Below are 21,019 nucleotides of genomic sequence, written 5' to 3'. Positions count from 1 at the left end.
AGCGCCAGCTTGCCTGCTATTGCCGCGTGAGCAGCGCCCGCAGCGCGGCAAGCGCCGATGCGGGCGGCGTGCCGACCGATGGATGGCCGCCCGCTTGCGGCGTCCATCGCACCTGGTCGCCCGCGATCTCGAGCACGGCGAGCAGGGCCGTACCGCGATAGAGCTCCAGGCGCGCCTCGACGGGCGCGGCCAAGTCGCCGCCGGGAACGGTGGCAGAGCGCGCCACCGAATTCACCGATGCCGCCAGTCCTTCGACGTCGCCGCGCGCATGGCGCACGGCTTGCCCCGCACGCACGTAGTTGAAGGACGTCCAGCCGTCCAGCGCCGAGAACTGCGACGTATCGCCCTGCGGGCTTGCACCCTTGGCGGCAGCTGCCGCGCGCGGAGCGGGTGCCTGGCGCATGGCGGGGGAAGACTCGGCATTGGCGTTGCGTTGTGCGGACAACGCCGGCGCGCTGCTGTCCGCAGACTCGCGCTGCACTGACGGCGGGCCTGGCAGGACCATGGGCGCGGCGGGTGGAGCAGACGCAATCGCGGGCGCGCCACCGATGGCCCCGCTGGCGCGGTCACTTTCCGGTTCGGTTGAACGGCGGTCTTCCGTGCGCGGGAACGCCCGGGGCTCGGCCGCGAATTGCTCCGCAACGGAAGGCGGTAGTGCTGGTGCTGGTGCTGGTGCTGGTGCTGGTGCTGGTGCTGCGGGAGGCGGCGCCGCGGCTACGGGCGGCGGCACCTCCAACGTCTTCCTGTCCATCTCCGGCGTGGTCGCGGCCTGCTTGCCGGCAGGCGCCGGAGCAGGCCGGCGCAACGCATCGGCCCTGCTCCTGACCGACTCCTCATTCGCGGCATGGCGCGCAGGTCCGGTGGCTTGCGGAGCCGGCTGGACGGGCGCAGCCTCCCGTGTCGCCGGTGCTTGCGGCGCCGGAGGGACGACCGCGGGACTGGGTGCCGAAGGTTGCACAGGCGCCGGCGCCGCGGCGCCACCAACCTGCGCCTCTCCGTCGAGCCGCGCATCGGGAATTGGCTCGCGGTACCAGAGCACGGTCACGAAGGTGGCCACGAGCACGGTTGCAAAGGCCGCATTCCACGGCATGCGGGAATGCGCTTCTCCTGCGCCGAACAAACGGCGCCACCACGGTGCAGCGCCGTCGCTGTCGGATGCCAGCGCCGTATTGGAAACAGGCGCCAGGTTGTGCGCCATCTTCGTTATTGCATCGCGGGTGCGCGGATCGGGCATGGCGCCGCTGTCGGGCGCATGGTCCAGGGCGCGGCGCAACACCGGGTCGTGCAGCGCGCCGTCGCCGTCGCCGTCCTCGAAACCGCTGCTGTTGTTGCCGCCGCTGCTCATGCGCGCTGCTCCAGCACGGACAGATAGCGCTCCATGCAGCCACGCAGTTTCTGCAGCCCGTAGCGCAGGCGGCTGCGCACGGTTTCGAAACCGATTTCCAGGCTGGCCGCGAGTGCCTCGACCGTCAACCCGTCTTCATGGTGCAGCAGGAATGCGGCGCGCTGCTCGAGCGGCAGTTCGTCGAGGCAGGCCAGCAGCCGGCGGCCGGCGGCGCGCCAGAACGCGAGCTCCTCGGCCGAAGGATGCGCTGCGGCATCGACCGCGCCGCGCACGCCACGGTCGAGCGTGGGCACGGCCTCGTCGCCGTCGTCCGGATGGGGGTCGAGTGCCACTTCTCGGCCGCTCACGCGCAGCCGGTCCATGGCCAGGTTGTGCGCGATGGTGAAAGCCCAGGTTCGCCAGGCGGCGCCTTGCGGCGAGAAACTGTCCCGCGCGGAAATGATACGCACCCAGGTGTCCTGGAACACCTCGTCGGCCTGCGCCGCCAGCCGCGCGCCCAGCAGCCGCTTGACGAAGCGGAACAGCCCGCCCTCGTGGCGCGCGTAGAGCACGTCGAACGCGGCGCCGTCGCCGCGCACGTAGGCCAGCATCAACTGGTCGTCGGGCATAGCGTCGCGCTCGGTGGCGGCTTTGGCGGAAGGGGCGCGGGGGAGCGCGGACATCGGAGGATTCTCACCCGGGCTTGTACGAGCGGCAGCCGGCTTCGGGGTTGGGCGTCGCAAAAAAGACACCGCATTCGGCTTGCCGGAGCTTGATCGAAGGCCCGCAGCCTGCGCTATAATCTTGGGCTCGGCACAAAACTGTGCCGAACGGCTCTTTAGCTCAGTCGGTTAGAGCGATGGAATCATAATCCACAGGTCCGCGGTTCGAATCCGTGAAGAGCCACCAAGATCATTAAAAGCCTTGCAAGTCAACGACTTGCAAGGCTTTTTTGTTTTCCGCGGCGTGCCGGTTCCGCTCTTTTCGGCCCTGTTTTTTCCACTACCGCGCCCGGTGCCCGTTCAGCGGGCAATGTGGTGCAAACCCGCGCCAGTGCTTGCTCCGGCGACCCGGTTCCTCAGACAACCCACAGAGTTGTGCACAGAAAAGCGGGACAAGTCATCCGTTTGACTTGGTCGAAATGTAGCGCCGCCTGGCTCAGCCCGCCTTGCGGAAAGTGAGATTGATGCGCCGGCTGCCGAGCAGTGCATGCGGCCGGTCTTCGAGCGGCAGCACGCCGTGGTAGCGCAGCCGGTCCGGCCCACCCCAGACGACGACATCGCCGTGCCCGAGCGGAATGCGCACAGCCCTGTCGCCGCGCGCAAGCCCGCCGAAAAGAAACATGGCGGGCATGCCGAGTGAAACCGAGACGATGGGCGCGCCGTAATCGCGCTCGTCCTTGTCCTGGTGCAGCGACAGGCGCGTGCCGGGCTCGTAGCGGTTGACCAGGCAGGCGTCCGGCGCGAAGCCTTCGTACCCCGCTTCGGCGGCGGCTGCTTGCGCCAGGCGCTCGAACACGGCGGGCATCGGTGGCCACGGCCGGCCGGTTTCAGGATCGAGTTCGCCATAGCGGTAGCCGCGCCGGTCCGAGATCCAGCCGAGGCGGCCGCAGTTGGTCATTGCCACGGACATGGTGAGGCCGCCCGGCGTAACGAGGTGCCGGAATGCGGCGCGCTGTTCGACCTCGTTCAATGCGGGCAGAAGTTCGTCAACAAATGGAAGCGCGAAACCACGCAGCACGAATGCGCCGGGGCCGATGGCCTCTTTGCCGCGCGGCAGATCGGCATCTGGAGCATCGGAAAAAAGATCGAGCGTCACGGCGCGATTTTCTCGCGCACCGGGCTGCCGGCCGCCGCCTCGGCCACCAAATGCCCCAGCGTCTGCATCGCCTTTTCGGCTTGCGCGTCCCAGGCATGGCCGTAGTTCAGGCGCAGGCAATGCGCGAAGCCGCGCGTCGCCGAAAAAATGGGCCCCGGGGCCACGCTGATGCCAAGCTCCAGCGCCTGGCGATGAATGTCGAGCGCATTCACATGCGCCGGCAACTCGACCCACATGAAATACCCGCCAAGCGGCCGCGTGGCGCGCGTGCCCGCTGGAAAGTAGTGGCCCACGGCTTGCGCAAAGCTCGCTTGCTGAAGAGCCAAAGTCTGGCGCAGCTTGCGCAGGTGCTTGTCGAGGCCGCCCTTCTCCAGATAGCTTGCCAGCGCGAGTTGCGCAGGCACCGAGGTGCTGAGCGTGGTGGTGAGCTTCAGCCGTGCCACCGAGCGCGCAAAGCGCCCTGCCGACGCCCATCCGATGCGGTAGCCCGGCGCCAGGCACTTCGAGAACGAAGAGCAATGCAGCACGAGGCCCTGCGTGTCGAAGGCCTTGGCCGGAGGCGGGCGCCGGTCGCCGAAATAAAGCTCTGCGTACACGTCGTCTTCGATCAGCGGCAGCACGTGCCGCGCGAGCAGTTCTACCAGCGCCTTCTTCTTGGCATCGGGCATGAGGCTGCCGAGCGGGTTCTGGAAGGTGGTCATCAGCCAGCAGGCCTTGGGCCGGTGGGCCGCAATGGCGAGTTCCAGCGCGTCGAGGTCGATGCCTTCGCCGGGATGCGTCGGCACCTCGATGGCGCGCAGCCCCATACGCTCCAGCGCCTGCAGGGCCGCATAGAAGGTGGGCGATTCGACGATCACTGAATCGCCGGGCCGCGTCACCGCCGCAAGGCACAGGTTGAGCGCCTCGAGCGCGCCGTTGGTGATGACGATTTCATCGGCCGGCACCTGCATGCCGTCGCCCAGGTAGCGCAGCGCAATCTGCCGGCGCAATGCCGCGCTGCCGGGCGTGAGGTCGTCCACCGTGCTCCACGGGTCGAGCGACTTGGCGCTGGCGGCCATGAACTGGCCCAGCCGCGCGAGCGGGAACAGCAGCGGGCTCGGAAACGCCGAGCCGAAAGGAACCACCTTGCGCGACATGCTGGCTTCGAGAATGTCGAACACATGGCCGCTCACGTCGAGCGACTTCGGCCCCTCGGCCGGGCGCGAGGTGAGGTTGGCCTCGGGCGGGGCATCGCGCAGTCCACCGGCCGTGACGTAGTAGCCCGAGCGGTCGCGCGCGCGCACCAGCCCGCGCGCCTCGAGCAGGTAGTACGCCTGGAACACGGTGGACGCGCTCACGCCCCGGCTCTCGCCGGTCTGCCGCACCGAAGGCAAGCGGTCGCCGGTCTTCAGGGTGCCCTGGCGAATCGACGCCTCGATGTCGGCGGCAAGGGCTTCGTAGCGCTTCATCGCGGGGCTGCTTTCATCGGGGGACTTTATCTGCACCGGTGATTTGATCCGGAACTGCATCTGTTTTTTTGCGTGCGGTTGCGGCACAGTCGGTGCATGGTCAACCTTATGCGCGCGGTACGCGCCGTTCTCTGGAGTTTCATCGGGCTGGGTGGCCGCCGCGCGGATGCCGACCGCCGCACCGAGCAGGTCGGGGTGCTGCCGCTGATCGGCGTGGCGCTGGTCACGGTGCTGCTGCTCATTGCGGGGCTGCTGGCGCTTGCGCACTTTGCGGCCGGCACGTGATGAAGACCGTGCGCCACTTCTTCGGAGGCCTTGCAGGAGTCGCATTGCTGTTGCTGCTCGGCGGCCACGGGGCTGCCATGGCGGCCAGCGGCATCGAGCAGCGCGTGGCGGCCTGCATTGCCTGCCACGGACGCGAAGGCGCCACGACAAATGCCGGCTACTTTCCGCGCCTTTCGGGCAAACCCGCCGGATACCTGTTCAACCAGCTGCGGAGCTTTCGCGACGGCCGGCGCTTCAATGCCGACATGACCTACATGGTGCAGCACCTCTCCGATGCGTACCTGATGGAAATGGCCGAGTACTTTGCGGGCCTGGACCTGCCCTACCCGCCCGTCTCGCCCGCGAGCGACGCGACGCCCGCGCAGATGGCGCGCGGCCGGCAACTGGCGCTCGAAGGCGATGCGGCCCGCCGCATTCCGGCCTGCGTGCAATGCCACGGTGCTGCGCTCACCGGCGTGCAGCCGGCCATTCCGGGGCTGCTCGGGCTGCCGCGCCTCTACGTGTCTTCGCAGCTAGGCGCCTGGCTGACCAGCGAGCGGCATGCTCTTGCGCCCGACTGCATGGCCGAGATCGGCCGCCGCATGACCACCGCCGACATCAACGCCGTGGCCAGCTGGCTTGCGGTGCAGCCCATGCCGGCCGATCCGAAGCCCGTGTCATCTTTGCCCGCACCGCTGCCGATCGCGTGCGGCGGCATGCCGAAGTGAGGCGGCCATGAAGAAGATGCGATATCTCGGTTGGACATTGCTCGTTGTGGTGCTGCTGCTCGGCGGCGCGGCCGGCGGCATCGTGGCGCTGAACCTGCGCGGCGAAGACCCGCTGCCCGAACACGCCGAGGCCTTCAACGCCACGCCCCAGCAGGTCGAGCGCGGGCGCTATCTTGCGCTGGCCGGCAACTGCGCCGGCTGCCACACCACGCGAGGCGGCCAGCCCTATGCGGGCGGCCTGCCGATCGAGACACCATTCGGCACCGTGTACTCGAGCAACCTGACGCCCGATGAAAAATCCGGCATCGGCAGCTGGAGCAGCGCGCACTTCTGGCGCGCCATGCACAACGGCCGCAGCAAGGACGGCCGGCTGCTGTATCCCGCGTTCCCGTATCCCAACTTCACGCAGGTCACGCGTGAAGATTCGGACGCCATCTACGCCTACCTGCGCAGCGTGCCGCCCGCGCCGGTGCCCAATCTGGCGCACCGGCTGCGCTTTCCGTACGACACGCAGGCCGCGTTGGCGGTGTGGCGGGCCCTTTCCTTCAAGCCCGAGAGCTTCGTCGCGAACGCCGGCAAGCCTGCTGAATGGAACCGCGGTGCGTACCTGGTCGGCGGGTTGGGCCACTGCATTGCCTGCCATGGTCCGCGCGATTCGTTGGGCGCAACGCAGACCCAACTCGGCCTTTCGGGCGGGTTGATCGCGGTGGAGAACTGGTATGCGCCTTCGCTTGCCGATCCGCACGAGGCGGGCGTGGCCGACTGGCCCACGGCCGAAGTGGTCGCGCTGCTCAAGAGCGGCATCGCACCGCGCGGCTCCGTCATGGGGCCGATGGCCGACGTGGTGTTTCGCAGCACGCAGTACCTGAGCGAAGCCGATCTGGCCGCGATGGCGAGCTATTTGAAGGACCTGCCCGGCGCGCCGGCTCCGGCGCCCAGCGCGTCCGTGCGCCCCGCCACCTCCGTGCGCAGGGACGCCGGCACCATGGTGCGCGGCGCGAAGATCTACGACCAGCGCTGCGCCTATTGCCATGGCGACCAGGGCCAGGGAGTGCCGGGGGCGTTTCCGCCGCTGGCAGGCAACCGCGCAGTGAACATGGCGCAGACGGCAAACCTGATCCAGGTGATCGCGCACGGCGGCTACCTGCCCTCCACCGAAGGCAATCCGCGGCCTTACGGCATGCCGCCGTTCGGGCACCTGCTCGATGCGGCCGACGTGGCGGCGGTGCTCACCTTCATCCGCGGGTCATGGGGCAACGACAGTCCGCCTGTGACACAGCTTGACACGATGCGGCGCTGAGTTGGCAGCATAGGCGCCTTGGAGACGGTCGGCGTCGCGGTCGCGCATCTCCCATTTTTGAGTTCTTTTGTTTTCGTTCGGGATTGCCCGAGGCGCCACATCGCTCATTAACTGTTCCAATTCGTTACGGGAGTTGTTCTTAGGCGCCCCAGAACGCGCCACTCGAAGGAGAGCAACCTTGAGCCTCGTCGCTACGAATTTCTCGCACGCCAGCGTCGAGCGGCTGTGCGACTACGAATTGCCGGATCCGCTGGCACATGCCGCACCGCTGGCCGACCCGCTTGCCGAACCCACCGGCGCAGAAAACGTTGCGCTGGCCTGGTGGCTGTGGATGGACGAAGTGGGCAAGACCATGCTGCGGCACTACGACACCTGGCGGCAACAACACCTCGGCCAATCGGCCAAGAGCCCGCCGCGAGACCACTGAGCCGCCCCTGTTCAGGCTGCGACGGCCTCGCCGCGCTGTGCGCCGGCCTTTGCGGGCACCGGCATGTGCTGCGCCCAGTCGATGATCTCCAGCGTGCCGTCGGCATGCTCGGCCAGCGCCGTGAGGCTTTCGACCCAGTCGCCGTCGTTGCAGTAGAGGATGCCGTCGATGTCGCGCATTTCGGCGTGGTGGATGTGGCCGCAGACCACGCCCTGCACGCCGCGCTTGCGGGCTTCGCGCGCTACCGCGTTTTCGAAGTCGCCCACGTAGCTCACCGCACGCTTGACCTTGCCCTTGAGGTACTTGGAAAGCGACCAGTACGGCAGCCCCATGCGCGCGCGCAGCGAGTTGAGGTGCCGATTGAGCTTGAGCGTGAACTCGTAGAGCGAATCGCCCACGTGCGCCAGCCACTTGGCGCACTGGATCACGCCGTCGAACAGGTCGCCGTGAATGATCCAGAGCTTGCGGCCATCGGCCGTCTCATGGATCCATTCCTCGGCCACGTCGATGCCGCCGAAGTTGTGGTGCAGGTACTTGCGCGCAAACTCGTCGTGGTTGCCCGGGATGAAGATCACGCGGGTGCCCTTGCGCGCCTTGCGCAGCAGCTTCTGGATCACGTCGTTGTGGGCCTGCGGCCAGTACCAGTGGCGCTTGAGCTGCCAGCCGTCGATGATGTCGCCGACCAGGAACAGGGTTTCGCACTCCGTGTGCTTCAGGAAGTCGAGCAGCGCGCGGGCCTGGCAGCCGGGCGTGCCCAGGTGCAAATCGGAGATCCAGAGGGTGCGATAGCGCAGCGGCGGGCGCGCGAGATCGTCGTCCTCCGGCTCAGGGGCCCGGGTCGCGGTGTCGCGCCATGCGCGGAGGAAAGCATCGTCGCGTTGCATGGACGGGTAGGCTCCCACCCCGGCATGACGCCGCGATGGCGTTCCCGTGACACTCCGGTGACGCGTGGCCAGGAGGCCACGCCCTGCATCAGTCAGCTCAGGATGCGCAGCGCTGGATTTCCACCGTCGAGTGGCGGATTTCGTCGTGCATCGAGAAGCAGGCACGCACCTCGTCGGCTGAAAGCGTGGGTGAATGCGTCACCACCGTGAGCGCACAGGCATAAGCCTCGCGGCCCACGCGCCACACGTGCAGGTCGACCACGCGCGTTTCCGAAGCGGCCAAGCCGGTCTCGATGCCTTCGCGGATTTCGGCGGCTACGGGATGGTCCATCTCGCGGTCGAGCAGCACCTTGCCGGTTTCCTTCAGCAGCCCCTTGGCCCACACCGACACCAGCACTGCGCCGACGATGCCCATCATCGGGTCGAGCCATGACCAGCCGAAGAACCAGCCGCCCAGCAGCGCCGCAATGGCGAGCACCGAGGTGGCGGCGTCGGCCACCACATGCAGGTAGGCGGAGCGCAGGTTCAGGTCGTGGCCGTGAGGGCCGTGGGAGCCGTGTGCCTGGCCGTGATCGCCGTCGTGATGACGCGCATGGCCATGGTCTTGCCCATGCCCGTGGTGGTGCGCCGACCCGAGCAGCCGCGCGCAGACTAGGTTGACCACCAGCCCCAGCACGGCCACCGCCACGGCTTCGCGGTAATGGATGGCCGAAGGTGAGAGCAGCCGTTCGATGGAGCCCACCACCATCAGCACCGCAACGCCGAGCAGCATCAGCGCGCTCGCAAAGCCGCCCAGCACTTCGATTTTCCAGGTACCGAACGCAAAGCGCGGATCGTGCGCGTAGCGCCGCGCCGCCGCATAGGCAAAGGCGCTCAGGCCGATGGCCAGCGCATGAGAACTCATGTGCCAGCCGTCGGCCAAGAGCGCCATGGAGTTGAACCACCAGCCGGCGCCAATCTCGACCACCATGGCTGCGACGGTGATCCACATCACGAGGCGGGTGCTGCGCTCGGCCGATTCGTTGCCTGCGCCGAAGTGGTGGTCGTGCTGCCAGGCACTCAGGTCATGGGTATGCATTGGGTAAAACTCAGATTCCGAAAAGGTCCTGTCCGTCGGAGCGGCTCGAAGGCGGCGTCACGCCCAGGTGGCGGTAGGCCGCCAGCGTGGCAATGCGCCCGCGCGGAGTGCGCTGCAGGTAGCCCTGTTGAATGAGATACGGCTCGATCACGTCCTCGATGGTGTCGCGCTCCTCGCCGATGCTGGCCGCCACGTTGTCCAGGCCCACGGGCCCGCCGTCGAACCGGTGGATCACCGCCTCGAGCAGCTTGCGGTCCATCAGGTCGAAGCCCTGCGGATCGACGTCCAGCATGGCGAGGGCCTTGTGCGCAATCTCTTCGGTGATGCGGCCGGTGCCCTTCACCTCGGCGTAGTCGCGAACGCGCCGCAGCAGGCGGTTGGCAATGCGGGGCGTGCCGCGCGAACGGCGCGCAATCTCGAAGCCGCCGGCTTCGTCCGTTTCGACCTTGAGCAGCCCGGCGCTGCGCCGCACGATGAGCGCCAGTTCCTCGGGCGTGTAGAACTCCAGCCGCGCCACGATGCCGAAGCGGTCGCGCAGCGGGTTGGTGAGCATGCCGGCACGCGTGGTGGCGCCCACCAGCGTGAAGGGCTGCAGGTCGAGCTTGATGCTGCGCGCCGCGGGGCCTTCGCCGATCATGATGTCGATCTGGTAGTCCTCCAGCGCGGGGTAGAGGATTTCCTCGACCACCGGGCTCAGGCGGTGGATCTCGTCGATGAAGAGCACATCGTTGGGCTCCAGGTTGGTCAGCAGCGCCGCCAGGTCCTTGGGCTTTTCGAGTACGGGGCCGGAGGTCTGGCGCAGGTTCACGCCCAGTTCGGCCGCAATGATGTGCGACAGCGTGGTCTTGCCGAGGCCGGGCGGGCCGAACAGCAGCACGTGGTCGAGCGCTTCCTTGCGCTTGCGCGCCGCGCCAATGAAGATTTCGAGCTGCTCGCGCACCTTGGCCTGGCCGACGTATTCGTCGAGCAGCTTGGGGCGCAGCGCCCGCTCGATCGCCTCTTCCTGGGGCGAAGCCGGGGCGGCGGACACCACGCGGGGCGGTGCGGGGGCGAAATCGTCGGTCTGGATGGTCATGAAATGAGGGGCTTCGGCGGCAAGTTTAGTCCGAGCGCGCGCCGGGCCGCCCCAAGCAAGCGAGTGGCCCCCTCGGGGGGCAGCGAGGACATGAAGTGCCGAGCGTGGGGCCAATCCCCACACTGGCAGAATGCTCCGGCCGTCTCAGGCCATATAACAAACGAGGGGAAGCCAGCACGTGTCCATCTACGAACTGAAGCCGCGGTTCCAGGCGCTGTTGCGGCCGCTGGCGGCACGCCTGCACGCCATGGGCGTCACCGCCAACCAGGTCACGCTGGCGGCATGCGTGGTTTCGGTGGCTCTCGGGCTGTGGCTTTTCTTTGCGGCGCCGTCGCTTGCGGCCTTTGCGCTCATTCCGGCATGGATGTTCGTGCGCATGGCGTTCAACGCCATCGACGGCATGCTGGCGCGCGAGCACGGGCAGCAGAGCAAGCTCGGCGCTTTTCTCAACGAACTGACCGACGTGGTCTCCGATGCTGCGCTGTACCTGCCGTTTGCGCTGGTGCAGCCGTTCAGCCCGTTCTGGGTCGGCACGGTGATCATGCTCGCGGGCCTGAGCGAGTTTGCCGGCGCACTCGGCCCCACGGTAGGCGCATCGCGCCGCTACGACGGGCCGCTGGGCAAGAGCGACCGCGCCTTCGTGTTCGGCGCGCTCGGCCTTTATGTGGCGCTGGGCTGGCCGCTGCCGGGCTGGACAGCCTGGCTGATGCCGCTTGTCGCCGCCTTGGTCGCCTGGACGGTGGCCAACCGCGTGCGGCGTGCGCTGGCCGAAGCCGCATGAACCCATGCACAACAAACAAAAGAACAGCGATCTGGATTCAATGACCGATACCGATACCAACACCCACCAACGCATGGCGCAAGAGCGCCAGTTCCGCACGCACGACGGCGAATCGCTGTTCTATCGGCACTGGCCGGCCACGGGTGCGGCGCGCCGCGGCGCCATCGTGCTGTTTCATCGCGGGCATGAGCACGGCGCGCGCATGGCGCACCTGGTCGACGAGCTCAATCTGCCCGATTTCGACTTTTTTGCCTGGGACGCGCGCGGCCACGGCCGCTCGCCGGGCCAGCGCGGCTACAGCCCGAGCTTTGCCACGTCGGTGCGCGACGTGCAGACCTTCGTACAGCACATCGGCAGCGCGCACGGCGTGGCCGAGCAGGACATCCACGTGATTGCGCAGAGCGTGGGCGCCGTGCTGGTTTCCACCTGGGCGCACGACTACGCCCCCAAGGTGCGCGGGCTCACGCTGGCGTCGCCGGCCTTCAAGGTCAAGCTGTACGTGCCTTTTGCGCGCGCCGGGCTGGGCCTGATGCACAAGCTGCGCGGCCTGTTCTTCGTCAACAGCTACGTGAAGGCGAAGTTCCTCACGCACGACCCCGAGCGCATTGCGAGCTACGAGAGCGATCCGCTGATCTCGCGGCCCATTGCGGTGAACATCCTGCTGGGGCTCTACGAAGCCGCCGACCGCGTGGTGGCCGACGCCAATGCCATCACGCAGCCGGTTCAGCTGCTGATCTCCGGCGCCGACTGGGTGGTGCACCACAAGCCGCAGCACCAGTTCTTCGAGCGGCTGGGCAGTGCGATCAAGACCAAGCTGGAATTGCCGGGCTTCTTCCACGACACGCTGGGCGAGAAGGACCGCGCACCGGCGGTGCAGGCCATCCGCGAGTTCGTCCTTCAGCTGTTCGAGGAGCCGCCGGCACCGGTCGACCTGCGCGCGGCGCACCTGAGCGGCAACACCGCCGACGAGTCGCGCGCGCTGGCCGAGCCACTGGCGCCGCTGTCTCCGCGCGGCGCCTACTGGGGACTGACGCGCGCCGGGCTGCGCTTTGGCGGCACTCTTTCGCGCGGCGTGAAGCTGGGCCACGACACCGGCTTCGATTCGGGCAGCACGCTCGACTACGTCTACCGCAACCATCCGGAAGGCAAGGGGCCGCTCGGCCGCTCCATCGACAAGACCTACCTGAACTCGATCGGCTGGCGCGGCATCCGGCAGCGCAAGATCCATGTCGAGGAGCTGATCCGCATCGCGATGGAACGCCTGGCCGAAATGCACCGCGAGGTGCGCGTGATGGACATTGCGGCCGGCCATGGCCGCTACGTGCTCGACGCCGTGACTGCGAGCCCGGTCAAGGCCAGCTCGATCCTGCTGCGCGACTACAGCGACATCAACGTGCGCGACGGCCGCGCGCTCATTGCCGAAAAGGGCCTGGAAGACGTTGCGCAGTTCGTTCAGGCCGATGCCTTCGACCGCATCAGCCTGGCCACCGTAACGCCGCGCCCCACGCTGGCCGTGGTGTCGGGCCTGTACGAACTCTTTCCCGACAACGAAATGGTGCGCCGCTCTCTCGCGGGCGTGGGCGATGCGGTGGAAGACCGCGGCTACCTGGTCTACACCGGCCAGCCCTGGCACCCGCAGCTCGAGATGATTGCGCGCGCGCTCACCAGTCACCGCCAGGGCGAGGCGTGGGTGATGCGCCGCCGCACCCAGGCCGAGATGGACCAGTTGGTGGAAGAAGCGGGCTTCCGCAAGATCGACCAGCGCATCGACGAGTGGGGCATCTTCACCGTCTCGCTCGCGGTGAGGGTGGCGTGACCTCCGGGCTTGACGCGAAATGAAGCACTGGCTGGCACAGCGACCGTGGAAGCGGGCCGCCGCATGGCTGGTGTTCTTGGGGCCGCTGTTCTACACGACCTACGGACTTGCCAACTGGTGGGCCACCACGCGCGCGCAGGTGCCTTCGATGGCCTTCGAGTGGGAGCGGCAGGTGCCGTTCTGGGCCTGGACGATTTTTCCGTACTGGACGATCAACGTCTTCTACGCGCTCTCGCTCTTTCTCGCGCGCAGCAAGCACACGCTCGACAGGCATGCGCTGCGGCTCGTAACCGCAACGCTCATCGCCTGCACCTGCTTTGTCGTCTGGCCGCTGCATTTCAGCTTTGGGCAGCCGGCCGTCGAAGGCGCGCCGGCCTTCCTGTTCAATGCGCTGCGCGGCTTCGACCAGCCCTACAACCAGGCGCCTTCGCTGCACATCGCGCTGGCGGTGATCCTGTGGGACTGGTACCGGCAGTTCCTGCGTGCAATGTGGGCAAGGCTGGTGCTGCATGTGTGGGCGTTCGCGATCTGCGCGTCGGTGCTCACCACCTGGCAACACCACTTCATCGACATTCCCACGGGTGCACTGCTCGGAATCTTCTGCGTCTGGCTGTGGCCGCTGGAGCGCACGGTGTCGATGCCGCGCGCCTGGCAATGCGCGCGCGATGCGCAACGCTGGAAGCTCGGGGGCTTCTACGCAGTGGGCGCAGCCCTGTTTCTTGCAGCCGCGTTGTATGGCGGCGGCACGTGGCTGTGGCTCGCCTGGCCCGCGGTTTCGCTGGCGCTGGTGGCGCTCAACTACATCGGCTTTGGCGCCCGCGGCTTCCAGATGAACGGCATGGGCCGCATGGGTTGGGCCGCGCGATGGCTGTTCGCGCCCTATCGCCTTGGCGCGGCAGTCAACGCATGGCTCTGGACGCGCAAGCTGCCGGCTTCGGTCGAGGTGGTGCCGGGCCTGCGCCTCGGGCGCCTGCCGACGAAGGCCGAATGGATTGACGCCGGACGACCGCGGATCGTGAGCCTGTGCGCCGAGCTGCAGGCGCCGGCCGGCGTTCCGCATGCGCGTTGCGTACCGGTACTCGATTTGACCGTGCCGCCGACCGTGCGGCTGCAGCGCGCCGCCGCGGTAATCGAAGGGCAGCGCCTCCATGCCGAAGGCGCTCCCGTGTGGGTCTGCTGTGCGTTGGGCTTCTCGCGCAGCGCCGCGGCTGCCATCGCATGGCTGGGGCGCTATGGCGCATCGGGCGGCCTGGCGCAGGCGGAAGACGCTGTGCGCCTCGCGCGCCCGCAGATCGTTCTGCGCGCTGCGTGGCGGACCTCGCTCGAACCACTGGGTGCCGCTGCACCCGGAGCGCCGCCTCATGACTGAGAACGAACGCGCCACCTGCGCGGCCTTGGCCGGGTTGCTGCGCGCCGCGACGGTGCTGGCGGCCTGGGGCTTCGCACTCATGTGCATTGCGGCGCTGGTGCTCGCGCTCACCATGCGCTCGCTCTCGACCACGGCTGCCATGGGCTTTGGAGCAGTGGTGGTGCTGGGCACGCTCGAGCGATATTTCGCATTCAGGCTGCGGCTCGACCAGGCGCTGTTCGCCGATCTCGCGCGCGGCGACATCGCATCGCTCGGTGCGCTCGACGGCGCGCTCGACCGGCTCGGCCTGCGCAATGCGCAACCGCCCGCGGCCCTGCGGCCGCTCGATGACCGCGTGCAGGGCACCCGGCAGCTCATGCAGCGCCACGCCATCGTGGTCGCATGCCAGAGCGCCATGTTTCTCCTTGCCTTGATGACACAGGACCTGTCGTGACCGAACAAGACAACAACAAAGAAGAAGACCGCCGACCAGAAAGCACGGTGCTGCGCCGCGCGCTGGCCATCGTTGCAGGCAAGCTGATCATCGGCGCGGCCGGGTTGCTGACGGGCGTACGCGCCATCTGGAGCGGCACCACGCCCAAGGCCGAGCAGACGCTGTACTTCGCCAACCACACGAGCCACGGCGATTTCGTGCTGCTGTGGGCCACGCTGCCGCCCGACCTGCGCGCGCTGACTCGGCCGGTGGCGGGGCAGGACTACTGGATGGCGTCGAAAGTGCGCCAGTTCATCGGCGCGGATGTGTTCAACGCGCTGATGATCCGGCGCGACGGCTCGGGCCAAGGCGGCAACCCTGTCGACCAGATGAAAGAAGCGCTCGAAGGCGGCGACTCGCTCATCATGTTTCCCGAGGGCACGCGCAACACCGGCGACGAGATCCTGCTGCCGCTCAAGAGCGGCCTCTATCACCTGGCGCGTGCCTGCCCCACCGTGCGACTGGTGCCTGTGTGGATCGAGAACCTGAAGCGCGTGCTGCCCAAGGGCACGCTGGTGCCGATTCCGCTCGCCTGCACGGTTCGCTTCGGCGCGCCCATCCAGCTGGCCGAAGGCGAAGACAAGACCGGCTTTCTCGCCCGCGCGCGTGCCGCCATGCTCGACCTGCGCCCCGAATACGACCGCGTGCCCGAACAAGAAAAAGCAGCCGCAACCACGCCATGAATATCTCGCCTTTTACCCAGACCACGCTGCAATTGTTCGGAGGCGTGGCCGGCGTGCTGATCCTCGCATCGGCCATCGGCGCAACGCTCAAGTGGCGCGTGGCGCAAGGCCAGCCCCATTCGGTCATCGACAACCTCAACGCGCGCGTCAATGCGTGGTGGGTGATGGTGGCGGTGATCGGCCTTGCTTTTGCATTCGGCAAGGGCGGCGTGATCGTGCTGTTCTATCTGATCTCGTTCTATGCGCTGCGCGAGTTCATCAGCCTGGCCTACACGCGGCGCGGCGACCATCATGCAATTGCAGCCGCGTTCTACATCGGGCTGCCGGTGCAGTATTTCCTGGTGTGGATCGAGTGGTACGGGCTCTATTCGATCTTCATTCCGGTCTACGCCTTTCTTGTGCTGCCGATTCTTGCGGCCGTGGGCGGCGACACGCAGCGCTTTCTGGAGCGCACCTCCAAGATCCAGTGGGGCCTGATGATCTGCGTGTTCTGCATCAGCCACGTGCCTGCGCTGCTTACGCTGCAGATTCCCGGCTTCGAAGGCCGCAACCTGTTGCTGATCGCTTTTCTGGTGATCGTGGTGCAGGGCAGCGACGTGCTGCAGTACGTCTGGGGCAAGCTCTTCGGCAAGCGCAAGGTGGCGCCCGAACTCTCGCCATCGAAGACGTGGGAAGGCCTGGTCGGCGGCGTCGCCAGCGCCACCGCACTGGGCGCGGCGCTCTATTGGGCGACGCCGTTCAACCCCTGGCAGGCGGCGCTGATGGCGCTCACCATCTGCCTCATGGGCTTTTTCGGCGGACTCGTGATGTCCGCCATCAAGCGAGACCGCGGCGTGAAAGACTGGGGCTCGATGATCGAAGGCCATGGCGGCATGCTCGACCGGCTCGACTCGGTGATCTTCGCGGCGCCGATCTACTTTCACGCGCTGCGCTACTGGTGGGTGCCGTGAGTACGGCAAGCACAAAGAAAGCGGCAATTGCCGAGCGCGTTCCGCACGACACGCCCGTCGAATGCACCACCGCTGCCTCATGGGAGCGTTGGCTCAAGCGACACCATGCCGCCGCGGCCGGCGTGTGGCTGCGAATGGCCAAGAAAGACAGCGGCATTACGTCTGTCAATCATGCCGAGGCGCTCGAAGTGGCGCTGTGCTACGGCTGGATCGACGGGCAGCGCAAGGCGGAAGACGACAAGTACTTTCTGCAGCGCTTCACCCCGCGCACGCCGCGCAGCACCTGGTCGAAGATCAACCGCGACAAGGCACTGAAGCTGATCGAGGAAGGCCGCATGCAACCTGCCGGCCTGGCCGAGGTCGACCGCGCCCGCGCCGACGGCCGCTGGGATGCGGCCTACGACGCCCAGAGCGTCGCCACCGTGCCGCCCGACCTGCAGGCCGCGCTGGACGCGAACCCCAAGGCGGCCGCCTTCTTTGCCAAGCTCGATTCGCGCAACCGCTACGCGGTACTGTTCCGCACGCAGGGTGCGAAGAAGCCCGAGACCCGGGCGCGGCGTATTGCGCAATTCATTGAAATGCTCGCCAAGGGCGAGAAGATCCACCCCTGAGCGCGGGTTCGGCGCCCTACTTCGCCAACGCCTTCAGCGCCAGCTTGATGCCTTCGCTCACGGTCGCATCCTTGGGCAATGCCTTCAGCGCCAGTGCAGCTTCCTTGTCGCTGTAGCCCAGCGCGATGAGCGCCTGCAGGATGTCGGCCTGCGCGTCGGAGGCCGCATGCGCGGGCAGGCCGATGTCGGCGCCCAGCTTGCCCTTGAGTTCCAGCAGCAGCCGCTCGGCGGTCTTCTTGCCGATGCCCGGAATCTTGACGAGCCGGCCGAGCTCTTGCGTGGTGATGGCCTGCGACAGTTCGCCCACGCTCATGCCCGACAGCAGGCCGAGCGCCGTGCGCGGGCCCACGCCGGTGATCTTGATGAGTTGCCGAAAAGCCGCACGCTCCTCGGCGGTGCCGAAACCGTAGAGAATCTGCGCGTCCTCGCGCACCACGAAGTGCGTGAGCAGCGAAACGCGCTCTCCGGTGCCCGGCAGGTTGTAGAACGTGCTCATCGGCACATCGACCTCGTAACCGACGCCATTGCAGTCCACCACCACCTGCGGTGGGTTGCGCTCGGCCAGGATGCCGGTGAGTTTGCCTATCATGGGTGCCCTTTTTCCTTGAAATGTCCGGCGTGATTCTGCGACACACCTTTGCTCCCCCCAACAACTCGCGCCTCGGCCACCTGTGCGGACCGCTGGACGCGCACCTGCGCCGCATCGAAGAGGCCCTGGGCGTGAAGATCGCGCATCGCCACGAGCAGTTCAAGGTCGACGGCCCCAAGGCCTCCGCGCAGCGGGCGATGGACGTGCTGCAGGCGCTGTACGAAATTGCCCAGCGCCCTATCGACCCGGCCGTGGTGCAGCTCACGCTCGCAGGCGACGGCTCGATGAGCGATGAGGACTCGGCCATGCTCGTCACGCGCCGCGCCGACCTGCGCGCGCGTACGCCCACGCAGGCGCTGTACCTCGACAACATCGCCAAGCACGACATCACCTTCGGCATCGGCCCGGCCGGCACCGGCAAGACGTACCTGGCGGTGGCCTGCGCAGTCGACGCGCTGGAGCGCGCGGCGGTGCAACGCATCGTGCTCACGCGACCGGCGGTGGAAGCCGGCGAGCGGCTCGGCTTTCTGCCGGGCGACCTGACGCAGAAGGTCGACCCGTACCTGCGCCCGCTGTACGACGCGCTCTACGACCTCATGGGCTACGAAAAAGTGCAGAAGGCGTTCGAGCGCAACGCGCTAGAAATCGCGCCGCTGGCCTTCATGCGCGGGCGCACGCTGAACAATGCCTTCGTCATTCTCGACGAGGCGCAGAACACGACGGTCGAGCAGATGAAGATGTTCCTCACGCGCATCGGCTTCGGTGCCAAGGCGGTGGTGACGGGCGACGTGAGCCAGATCGATTTGCCCAAGCAGCAGTTGAGCGGGCTGATCGACGCCGAGCGCGTGCTGCGGCGCGTGAGCGGCATCGCGATCACGCACTTCACCAGTGCCGACGTGGTGCGGCATCCACTGGTCGCCAAAATCGTCGATGCCTACGACGGCCAGCGCAAGCGTGCGGGGTCGCACTGACATGGCGCTGGCTCAGCTTTCGCTTTCGCTCCAGTTCGCACCGCGCTTCAAGGGCATCGAGCGGCATCGCGCCGCATTGCCGCGGCACAGCGTGGCCCGCTGGATCCGCCATGCGCTCAACGCGGACGGCGAGATCACGGTGCGCATCGTCGATGCCGAGGAAGGGCAGCGCCTGAACCGCGAATTTCGCGGCAAGGACTATGCAACCAACGTGCTGACGTTCGACTATGCGCAAAGCCCGATGGTGATGGCCGACCTGGTGCTGTGCGCGCCGGTGGTCGCGGCCGAGGCCAAGGAACAGCGCAAGACACTGGCCGCGCACTACGCGCACCTGCTGGTTCACGGCACGCTGCACGCGCAGGGCTGGGACCACGAGACCGGTGAGGCCGATGCCGAGGAAATGGAAGCGCGCGAGATCGAGATCCTTGCGGGCCTCGGCATTCGAAATCCGTACGGCAGGTAGCGATGACATCGCCCGGAGCGAATACCACCGATCCGTGGCTGGACCGCTGGCTGGATCTGGTCGCCGAGCGCGCAGGCGCTGCCCCGGTGCTCGAGCTGGGCTGCGGAACGGGCCGGGACAGTGCGGTGTTGGTGAACGCAGGACAGCGCGTGGTGGGCATCGAGCTCTCGACCGAATCGGTCGCGGCGGCGCGGGCGCGCGTGCCGCACGGCGCGGAGTTTCACCGCACCGATTTCCGTGCGCCCTTTCCAGTGGCCGACGGAAGCGTCGGTGTGGTGCTCGCGAGTCTTTCGCTGCACTACTTTGCCTGGGATGAAACGCTGGCGCTCGCACGGCGCATGCACTGCGTGCTTCGACCGGGCGGCGTGCTGCTGTGCCGGTTGAACTCCGTGAACGACTTTCACCACGGCGCGAGCGGCCCGCCACCGAAAGGCGAAGACTCCTTCTACCTGGTGGACGGCGTGCCCAAGCGCTTTTTCGACCGCGAAGCGGTGGAGCGGCTCTTCGCCGAGGGCTGGCGCATGCTGCGCCTGGAAGAACTCACGGTCGAGCGCTACGAACAGCCGAAGGTGCTTTGGGAAGCCGTGCTCGAACGCAAGTGAACACAGCGCGCTAGGCCGTCATTTGCATGGGAATGGTGACTGGCCCGTCGTTGACCAGGTGCACCTGCATGTCGGCGCCGAACTCGCCCGTGGCAACCACCGGATGCGCGGCGCGCGCCTGCGCCACGAAATAGTCGTAGAGCCGCCGCCCTTCGTCCGGCGCCGCCGCTTGCGTGAAGCTCGGGCGATTGCCGCCGCTCACGTCGGCCGCGAGCGTGAACTGGCTCACCACGAGCAGGCCGCCGCCGATGTCCTGCAGGCTGCGGTTCATCTTGCCCGCTTCATCTGAAAAGATGCGCAGCTTCAGTATCTTTGCGAGCATGCGATCGGCCACGGCATCCGCATCGCCGCGCTCCGCGCAGAGCAGCACGAGCAGGCCGGCCTCGATGGCGCCCGCGGTCTGCCCGCCAATATCGACACGCGCGCTTGCCACGCGCTGAATCACGGCCTTCATGCCTCTTCCTCCATCTGCGTGGCGCGCGCTTCCATGCCCAGCGGCAGCAACTGGATGGTCACGCGCAGGCCGGGCACGGCGTCCATGAGTGCCTGCTCCAGTTCGTCGCGCATGGCGGCCGCGTGCTGCAGCGTCCAGTCGCCCGGCACGTGCATGTGCAGGTCGGCAAACCGACGCTGGCCCGCGCGCCGGGTGACCATGTCGTCGAAGCGCAGCCGTGCGCCTTCGGGCAAGCGCGCTGCAAACTCGTCGAGCGTGGTGCGCAGCGTGGCAATGGTTTCGGGCTCGAGCGCCTCGTCCATCAGGCCCTGTGACGATCGCCACACGAGCTTCACGCCCTCCCGCACGATGTTGAGCGCCACGCCGATGGCCAGCAGCGGATCGAGCCAGAGCCATCCGCTGAAGTGCACGGCCACGATGCCGATGACGACCGCAGCCGAAGTCCAGACGTCGGTCATGAGGTGCCGCGCATCGGCTTCCAGCGCGATGGACCGGTGGACATGCGCCGCCCGAAACAACGCATAGGCCAAGCCCGCGTTGAAGGCGGAGCTGAGCACCGAAAGCGCGAGCCCCCAGCCCAGTTGCTCGAGCGGCTGGGGAGAAAGCAGCCGCTGCACGGAAACCCAGAGAATGGCGGCCGCCGCGCCAACGATCAAAATGCCTTCGAAGCCCGATGAAAAGTACTCGGCCTTGTGGTGGCCGTAGGGATGGTCCTCGTCGGCCGGCCGCGCCGCCACGGTCACCATGGCCAGGGCGAACATAGCGCTGGCAAGATTGACGAACGACTCCATGGCGTCGGAAATCAGGCCCATCGAATTCGTGACGTAGCCTGCCAGGCCCTTGAGCAAGATGGTGACGAGGGCAACGGCAACGGAAACGCGAAGCAGCGTCTTGGGCGTAAAAATCATGCGC

24 protein-coding genes and 1 tRNA gene are annotated in these 21,019 nt (G+C 67.3%); 15 read left to right on the top strand and 10 right to left on the bottom strand.

Translation table 11 applies throughout. The annotated features are described in order from the left end of the window. Positions 1–16: 16 nt before the first annotated feature. Complete coding sequence (locus V9L21_RS14590; protein ID WP_337312973.1) at positions 17–1,345, bottom strand: hypothetical protein; 1,329 nt, start codon at positions 1,343–1,345, stop codon at positions 17–19. Further along, entirely contained in the window at positions 1,342–2,007 is a 666-nt protein-coding gene (locus V9L21_RS14585; protein ID WP_337312971.1) for a sigma-70 family RNA polymerase sigma factor, read from the bottom strand. Before V9L21_RS14585 ends, V9L21_RS14590 begins: the two co-directional genes overlap by 4 nt. Before the next feature lie 149 nt (positions 2,008–2,156). Between V9L21_RS14585 and V9L21_RS14580 the strand changes: the two genes are divergently transcribed. After that, positions 2,157–2,233, top strand: a tRNA-Met gene (locus V9L21_RS14580). 249 nt (positions 2,234–2,482) lie between these two features. Here V9L21_RS14580 and alkB read toward each other — a convergent pair. Both alkB and V9L21_RS14570 read right to left on the bottom strand, forming a co-directional pair. Further along, entirely contained in the window at positions 2,483–3,142 is a 660-nt protein-coding gene (alkB, locus tag V9L21_RS14575) for a DNA oxidative demethylase AlkB (protein ID WP_337312969.1), read from the bottom strand. Further along, positions 3,139–4,590: an aminotransferase-like domain-containing protein gene (locus V9L21_RS14570; RefSeq protein WP_337312967.1), complete on the bottom strand. Its 1,452-nt coding sequence runs from the start codon at positions 4,588–4,590 to the stop codon at positions 3,139–3,141. Before V9L21_RS14570 ends, alkB begins: the two co-directional genes overlap by 4 nt. A 96-nt stretch (positions 4,591–4,686) precedes the next feature. On the opposite strand from V9L21_RS14570, the gene V9L21_RS14565 reads away from it, so the two are divergent. The 4 genes from V9L21_RS14565 (at position 4,687) to V9L21_RS14550 (ending at position 7,309) form a co-directional block, all read left to right on the top strand. Continuing rightward, the gene (locus tag V9L21_RS14565; RefSeq protein ID WP_258502426.1) at positions 4,687–4,875 is read left to right on the top strand and encodes a DUF2970 domain-containing protein; all 189 of its coding nucleotides are present in this window, start codon (positions 4,687–4,689) and stop codon (positions 4,873–4,875) included. Next, a complete protein-coding gene (locus V9L21_RS14560; RefSeq protein ID WP_443304901.1) occupies positions 4,875–5,582 on the top strand; it encodes a c-type cytochrome in 708 nt (235 codons plus the stop codon). The genes V9L21_RS14565 and V9L21_RS14560 overlap by 1 nt, the downstream gene beginning before the upstream one ends. Positions 5,583–5,598: 16 nt before the next feature. After that, positions 5,599–6,882, top strand: coding sequence for a cytochrome c (locus V9L21_RS14555; RefSeq protein ID WP_337313059.1), 1,284 nt, complete (start codon positions 5,599–5,601; stop codon positions 6,880–6,882). 178 nt (positions 6,883–7,060) lie between these two features. Then, positions 7,061–7,309, top strand: coding sequence for a hypothetical protein (locus tag V9L21_RS14550; RefSeq protein ID WP_337312965.1), 249 nt, complete (start codon positions 7,061–7,063; stop codon positions 7,307–7,309). An 11-nt stretch (positions 7,310–7,320) separates the two neighbouring features. Here the strand turns inward: V9L21_RS14550 and V9L21_RS14545 are convergent, their stop codons facing one another. From V9L21_RS14545 to ruvB, 3 genes are all read right to left on the bottom strand, one after another. After that, the gene (locus V9L21_RS14545; RefSeq protein ID WP_337312963.1) at positions 7,321–8,193 is read right to left on the bottom strand and encodes a UDP-2,3-diacylglucosamine diphosphatase; all 873 of its coding nucleotides are present in this window, start codon (positions 8,191–8,193) and stop codon (positions 7,321–7,323) included. A gap of 97 nt (positions 8,194–8,290) precedes the next feature. After that, positions 8,291–9,271: a CDF family Co(II)/Ni(II) efflux transporter DmeF gene (dmeF, locus tag V9L21_RS14540; RefSeq protein WP_337312961.1), complete on the bottom strand. Its 981-nt coding sequence runs from the start codon at positions 9,269–9,271 to the stop codon at positions 8,291–8,293. Between the two features lie 10 nt (positions 9,272–9,281). Beyond that, positions 9,282–10,346: a Holliday junction branch migration DNA helicase RuvB gene (gene ruvB, locus V9L21_RS14535; RefSeq protein WP_337312958.1), complete on the bottom strand. Its 1,065-nt coding sequence runs from the start codon at positions 10,344–10,346 to the stop codon at positions 9,282–9,284. A gap of 178 nt (positions 10,347–10,524) precedes the next feature. Between ruvB and V9L21_RS14530 the strand changes: the two genes are divergently transcribed. The 7 genes from V9L21_RS14530 to V9L21_RS14500 are packed head-to-tail and all read left to right on the top strand — an operon-like array spanning position 10,525 to position 17,028. After that, complete coding sequence (locus V9L21_RS14530) at positions 10,525–11,127, top strand: CDP-alcohol phosphatidyltransferase family protein (protein WP_337312955.1); 603 nt, start codon at positions 10,525–10,527, stop codon at positions 11,125–11,127. A gap of 40 nt (positions 11,128–11,167) precedes the next feature. Continuing rightward, positions 11,168–12,943: a bifunctional alpha/beta hydrolase/class I SAM-dependent methyltransferase gene (locus tag V9L21_RS14525; RefSeq protein ID WP_337312953.1), complete on the top strand. Its 1,776-nt coding sequence runs from the start codon at positions 11,168–11,170 to the stop codon at positions 12,941–12,943. A gap of 19 nt (positions 12,944–12,962) precedes the next feature. Continuing rightward, positions 12,963–14,312, top strand: a complete 1,350-nt coding sequence (locus V9L21_RS14520; RefSeq protein WP_337312951.1) for a phosphatase PAP2/dual specificity phosphatase family protein — start codon at positions 12,963–12,965, stop codon at positions 14,310–14,312. Continuing rightward, complete coding sequence (locus tag V9L21_RS14515; RefSeq protein ID WP_337312949.1) at positions 14,305–14,745, top strand: hypothetical protein; 441 nt, start codon at positions 14,305–14,307, stop codon at positions 14,743–14,745. The genes V9L21_RS14520 and V9L21_RS14515 overlap by 8 nt, the downstream gene beginning before the upstream one ends. A 47-nt stretch (positions 14,746–14,792) precedes the next feature. Then, positions 14,793–15,467 (top strand): lysophospholipid acyltransferase family protein, encoded by a 675-nt coding sequence (locus V9L21_RS14510; RefSeq protein ID WP_443304922.1) that lies wholly within the window; start codon positions 14,793–14,795, stop codon positions 15,465–15,467. Beyond that, positions 15,464–16,417 carry a phosphatidate cytidylyltransferase gene (locus tag V9L21_RS14505; protein WP_337312946.1) on the top strand — a complete coding sequence of 318 codons (954 nt, stop codon included), beginning with the start codon at positions 15,464–15,466 and terminating at the stop codon, positions 16,415–16,417. Before V9L21_RS14510 ends, V9L21_RS14505 begins: the two co-directional genes overlap by 4 nt. Beyond that, positions 16,414–17,028 (top strand): YdeI/OmpD-associated family protein, encoded by a 615-nt coding sequence (locus tag V9L21_RS14500; RefSeq protein ID WP_443304896.1) that lies wholly within the window; start codon positions 16,414–16,416, stop codon positions 17,026–17,028. The genes V9L21_RS14505 and V9L21_RS14500 overlap by 4 nt, the downstream gene beginning before the upstream one ends. 16 nt (positions 17,029–17,044) lie before the next feature. Here the strand turns inward: V9L21_RS14500 and ruvA are convergent, their stop codons facing one another. After that, a complete protein-coding gene (ruvA, locus tag V9L21_RS14495; protein ID WP_126749423.1) occupies positions 17,045–17,617 on the bottom strand; it encodes a Holliday junction branch migration protein RuvA in 573 nt (190 codons plus the stop codon). Between the two features lie 20 nt (positions 17,618–17,637). Between ruvA and V9L21_RS14490 the strand changes: the two genes are divergently transcribed. The 3 genes from V9L21_RS14490 to V9L21_RS14480 are packed head-to-tail and all read left to right on the top strand — an operon-like array spanning position 17,638 to position 19,653. Beyond that, a complete protein-coding gene (locus V9L21_RS14490; protein ID WP_337312943.1) occupies positions 17,638–18,588 on the top strand; it encodes a PhoH family protein in 951 nt (316 codons plus the stop codon). 1 nt (position 18,589) lies between these two features. Further along, entirely contained in the window at positions 18,590–19,051 is a 462-nt protein-coding gene (gene ybeY / locus V9L21_RS14485) for an rRNA maturation RNase YbeY (RefSeq protein ID WP_337312941.1), read from the top strand. Between the two features lie 2 nt (positions 19,052–19,053). Beyond that, entirely contained in the window at positions 19,054–19,653 is a 600-nt protein-coding gene (locus V9L21_RS14480) for a class I SAM-dependent methyltransferase (protein WP_337312938.1), read from the top strand. A gap of 10 nt (positions 19,654–19,663) precedes the next feature. On the opposite strand, the gene dtd is transcribed toward V9L21_RS14480, so the two are convergent. Together dtd and V9L21_RS14470 are read right to left on the bottom strand one after the other, a co-directional pair. Then, a complete protein-coding gene (gene dtd / locus V9L21_RS14475; protein ID WP_337312936.1) occupies positions 19,664–20,107 on the bottom strand; it encodes a D-aminoacyl-tRNA deacylase in 444 nt (147 codons plus the stop codon). Continuing rightward, entirely contained in the window at positions 20,104–21,015 is a 912-nt protein-coding gene (locus tag V9L21_RS14470) for a cation diffusion facilitator family transporter (protein ID WP_337312934.1), read from the bottom strand. Before V9L21_RS14470 ends, dtd begins: the two co-directional genes overlap by 4 nt. Between the last annotated feature and the right edge of the window lie 4 nt (positions 21,016–21,019).

This window comes from Variovorax sp. CCNWLW235, from assembly GCF_037204085.1.
GTDB lineage: Bacteria > Pseudomonadota > Gammaproteobacteria > Burkholderiales > Burkholderiaceae_C > Variovorax.
The sequence above is the reverse complement of the archived record's forward strand: the minus strand, read 5'-3'. Positions and strand labels throughout refer to the sequence as shown.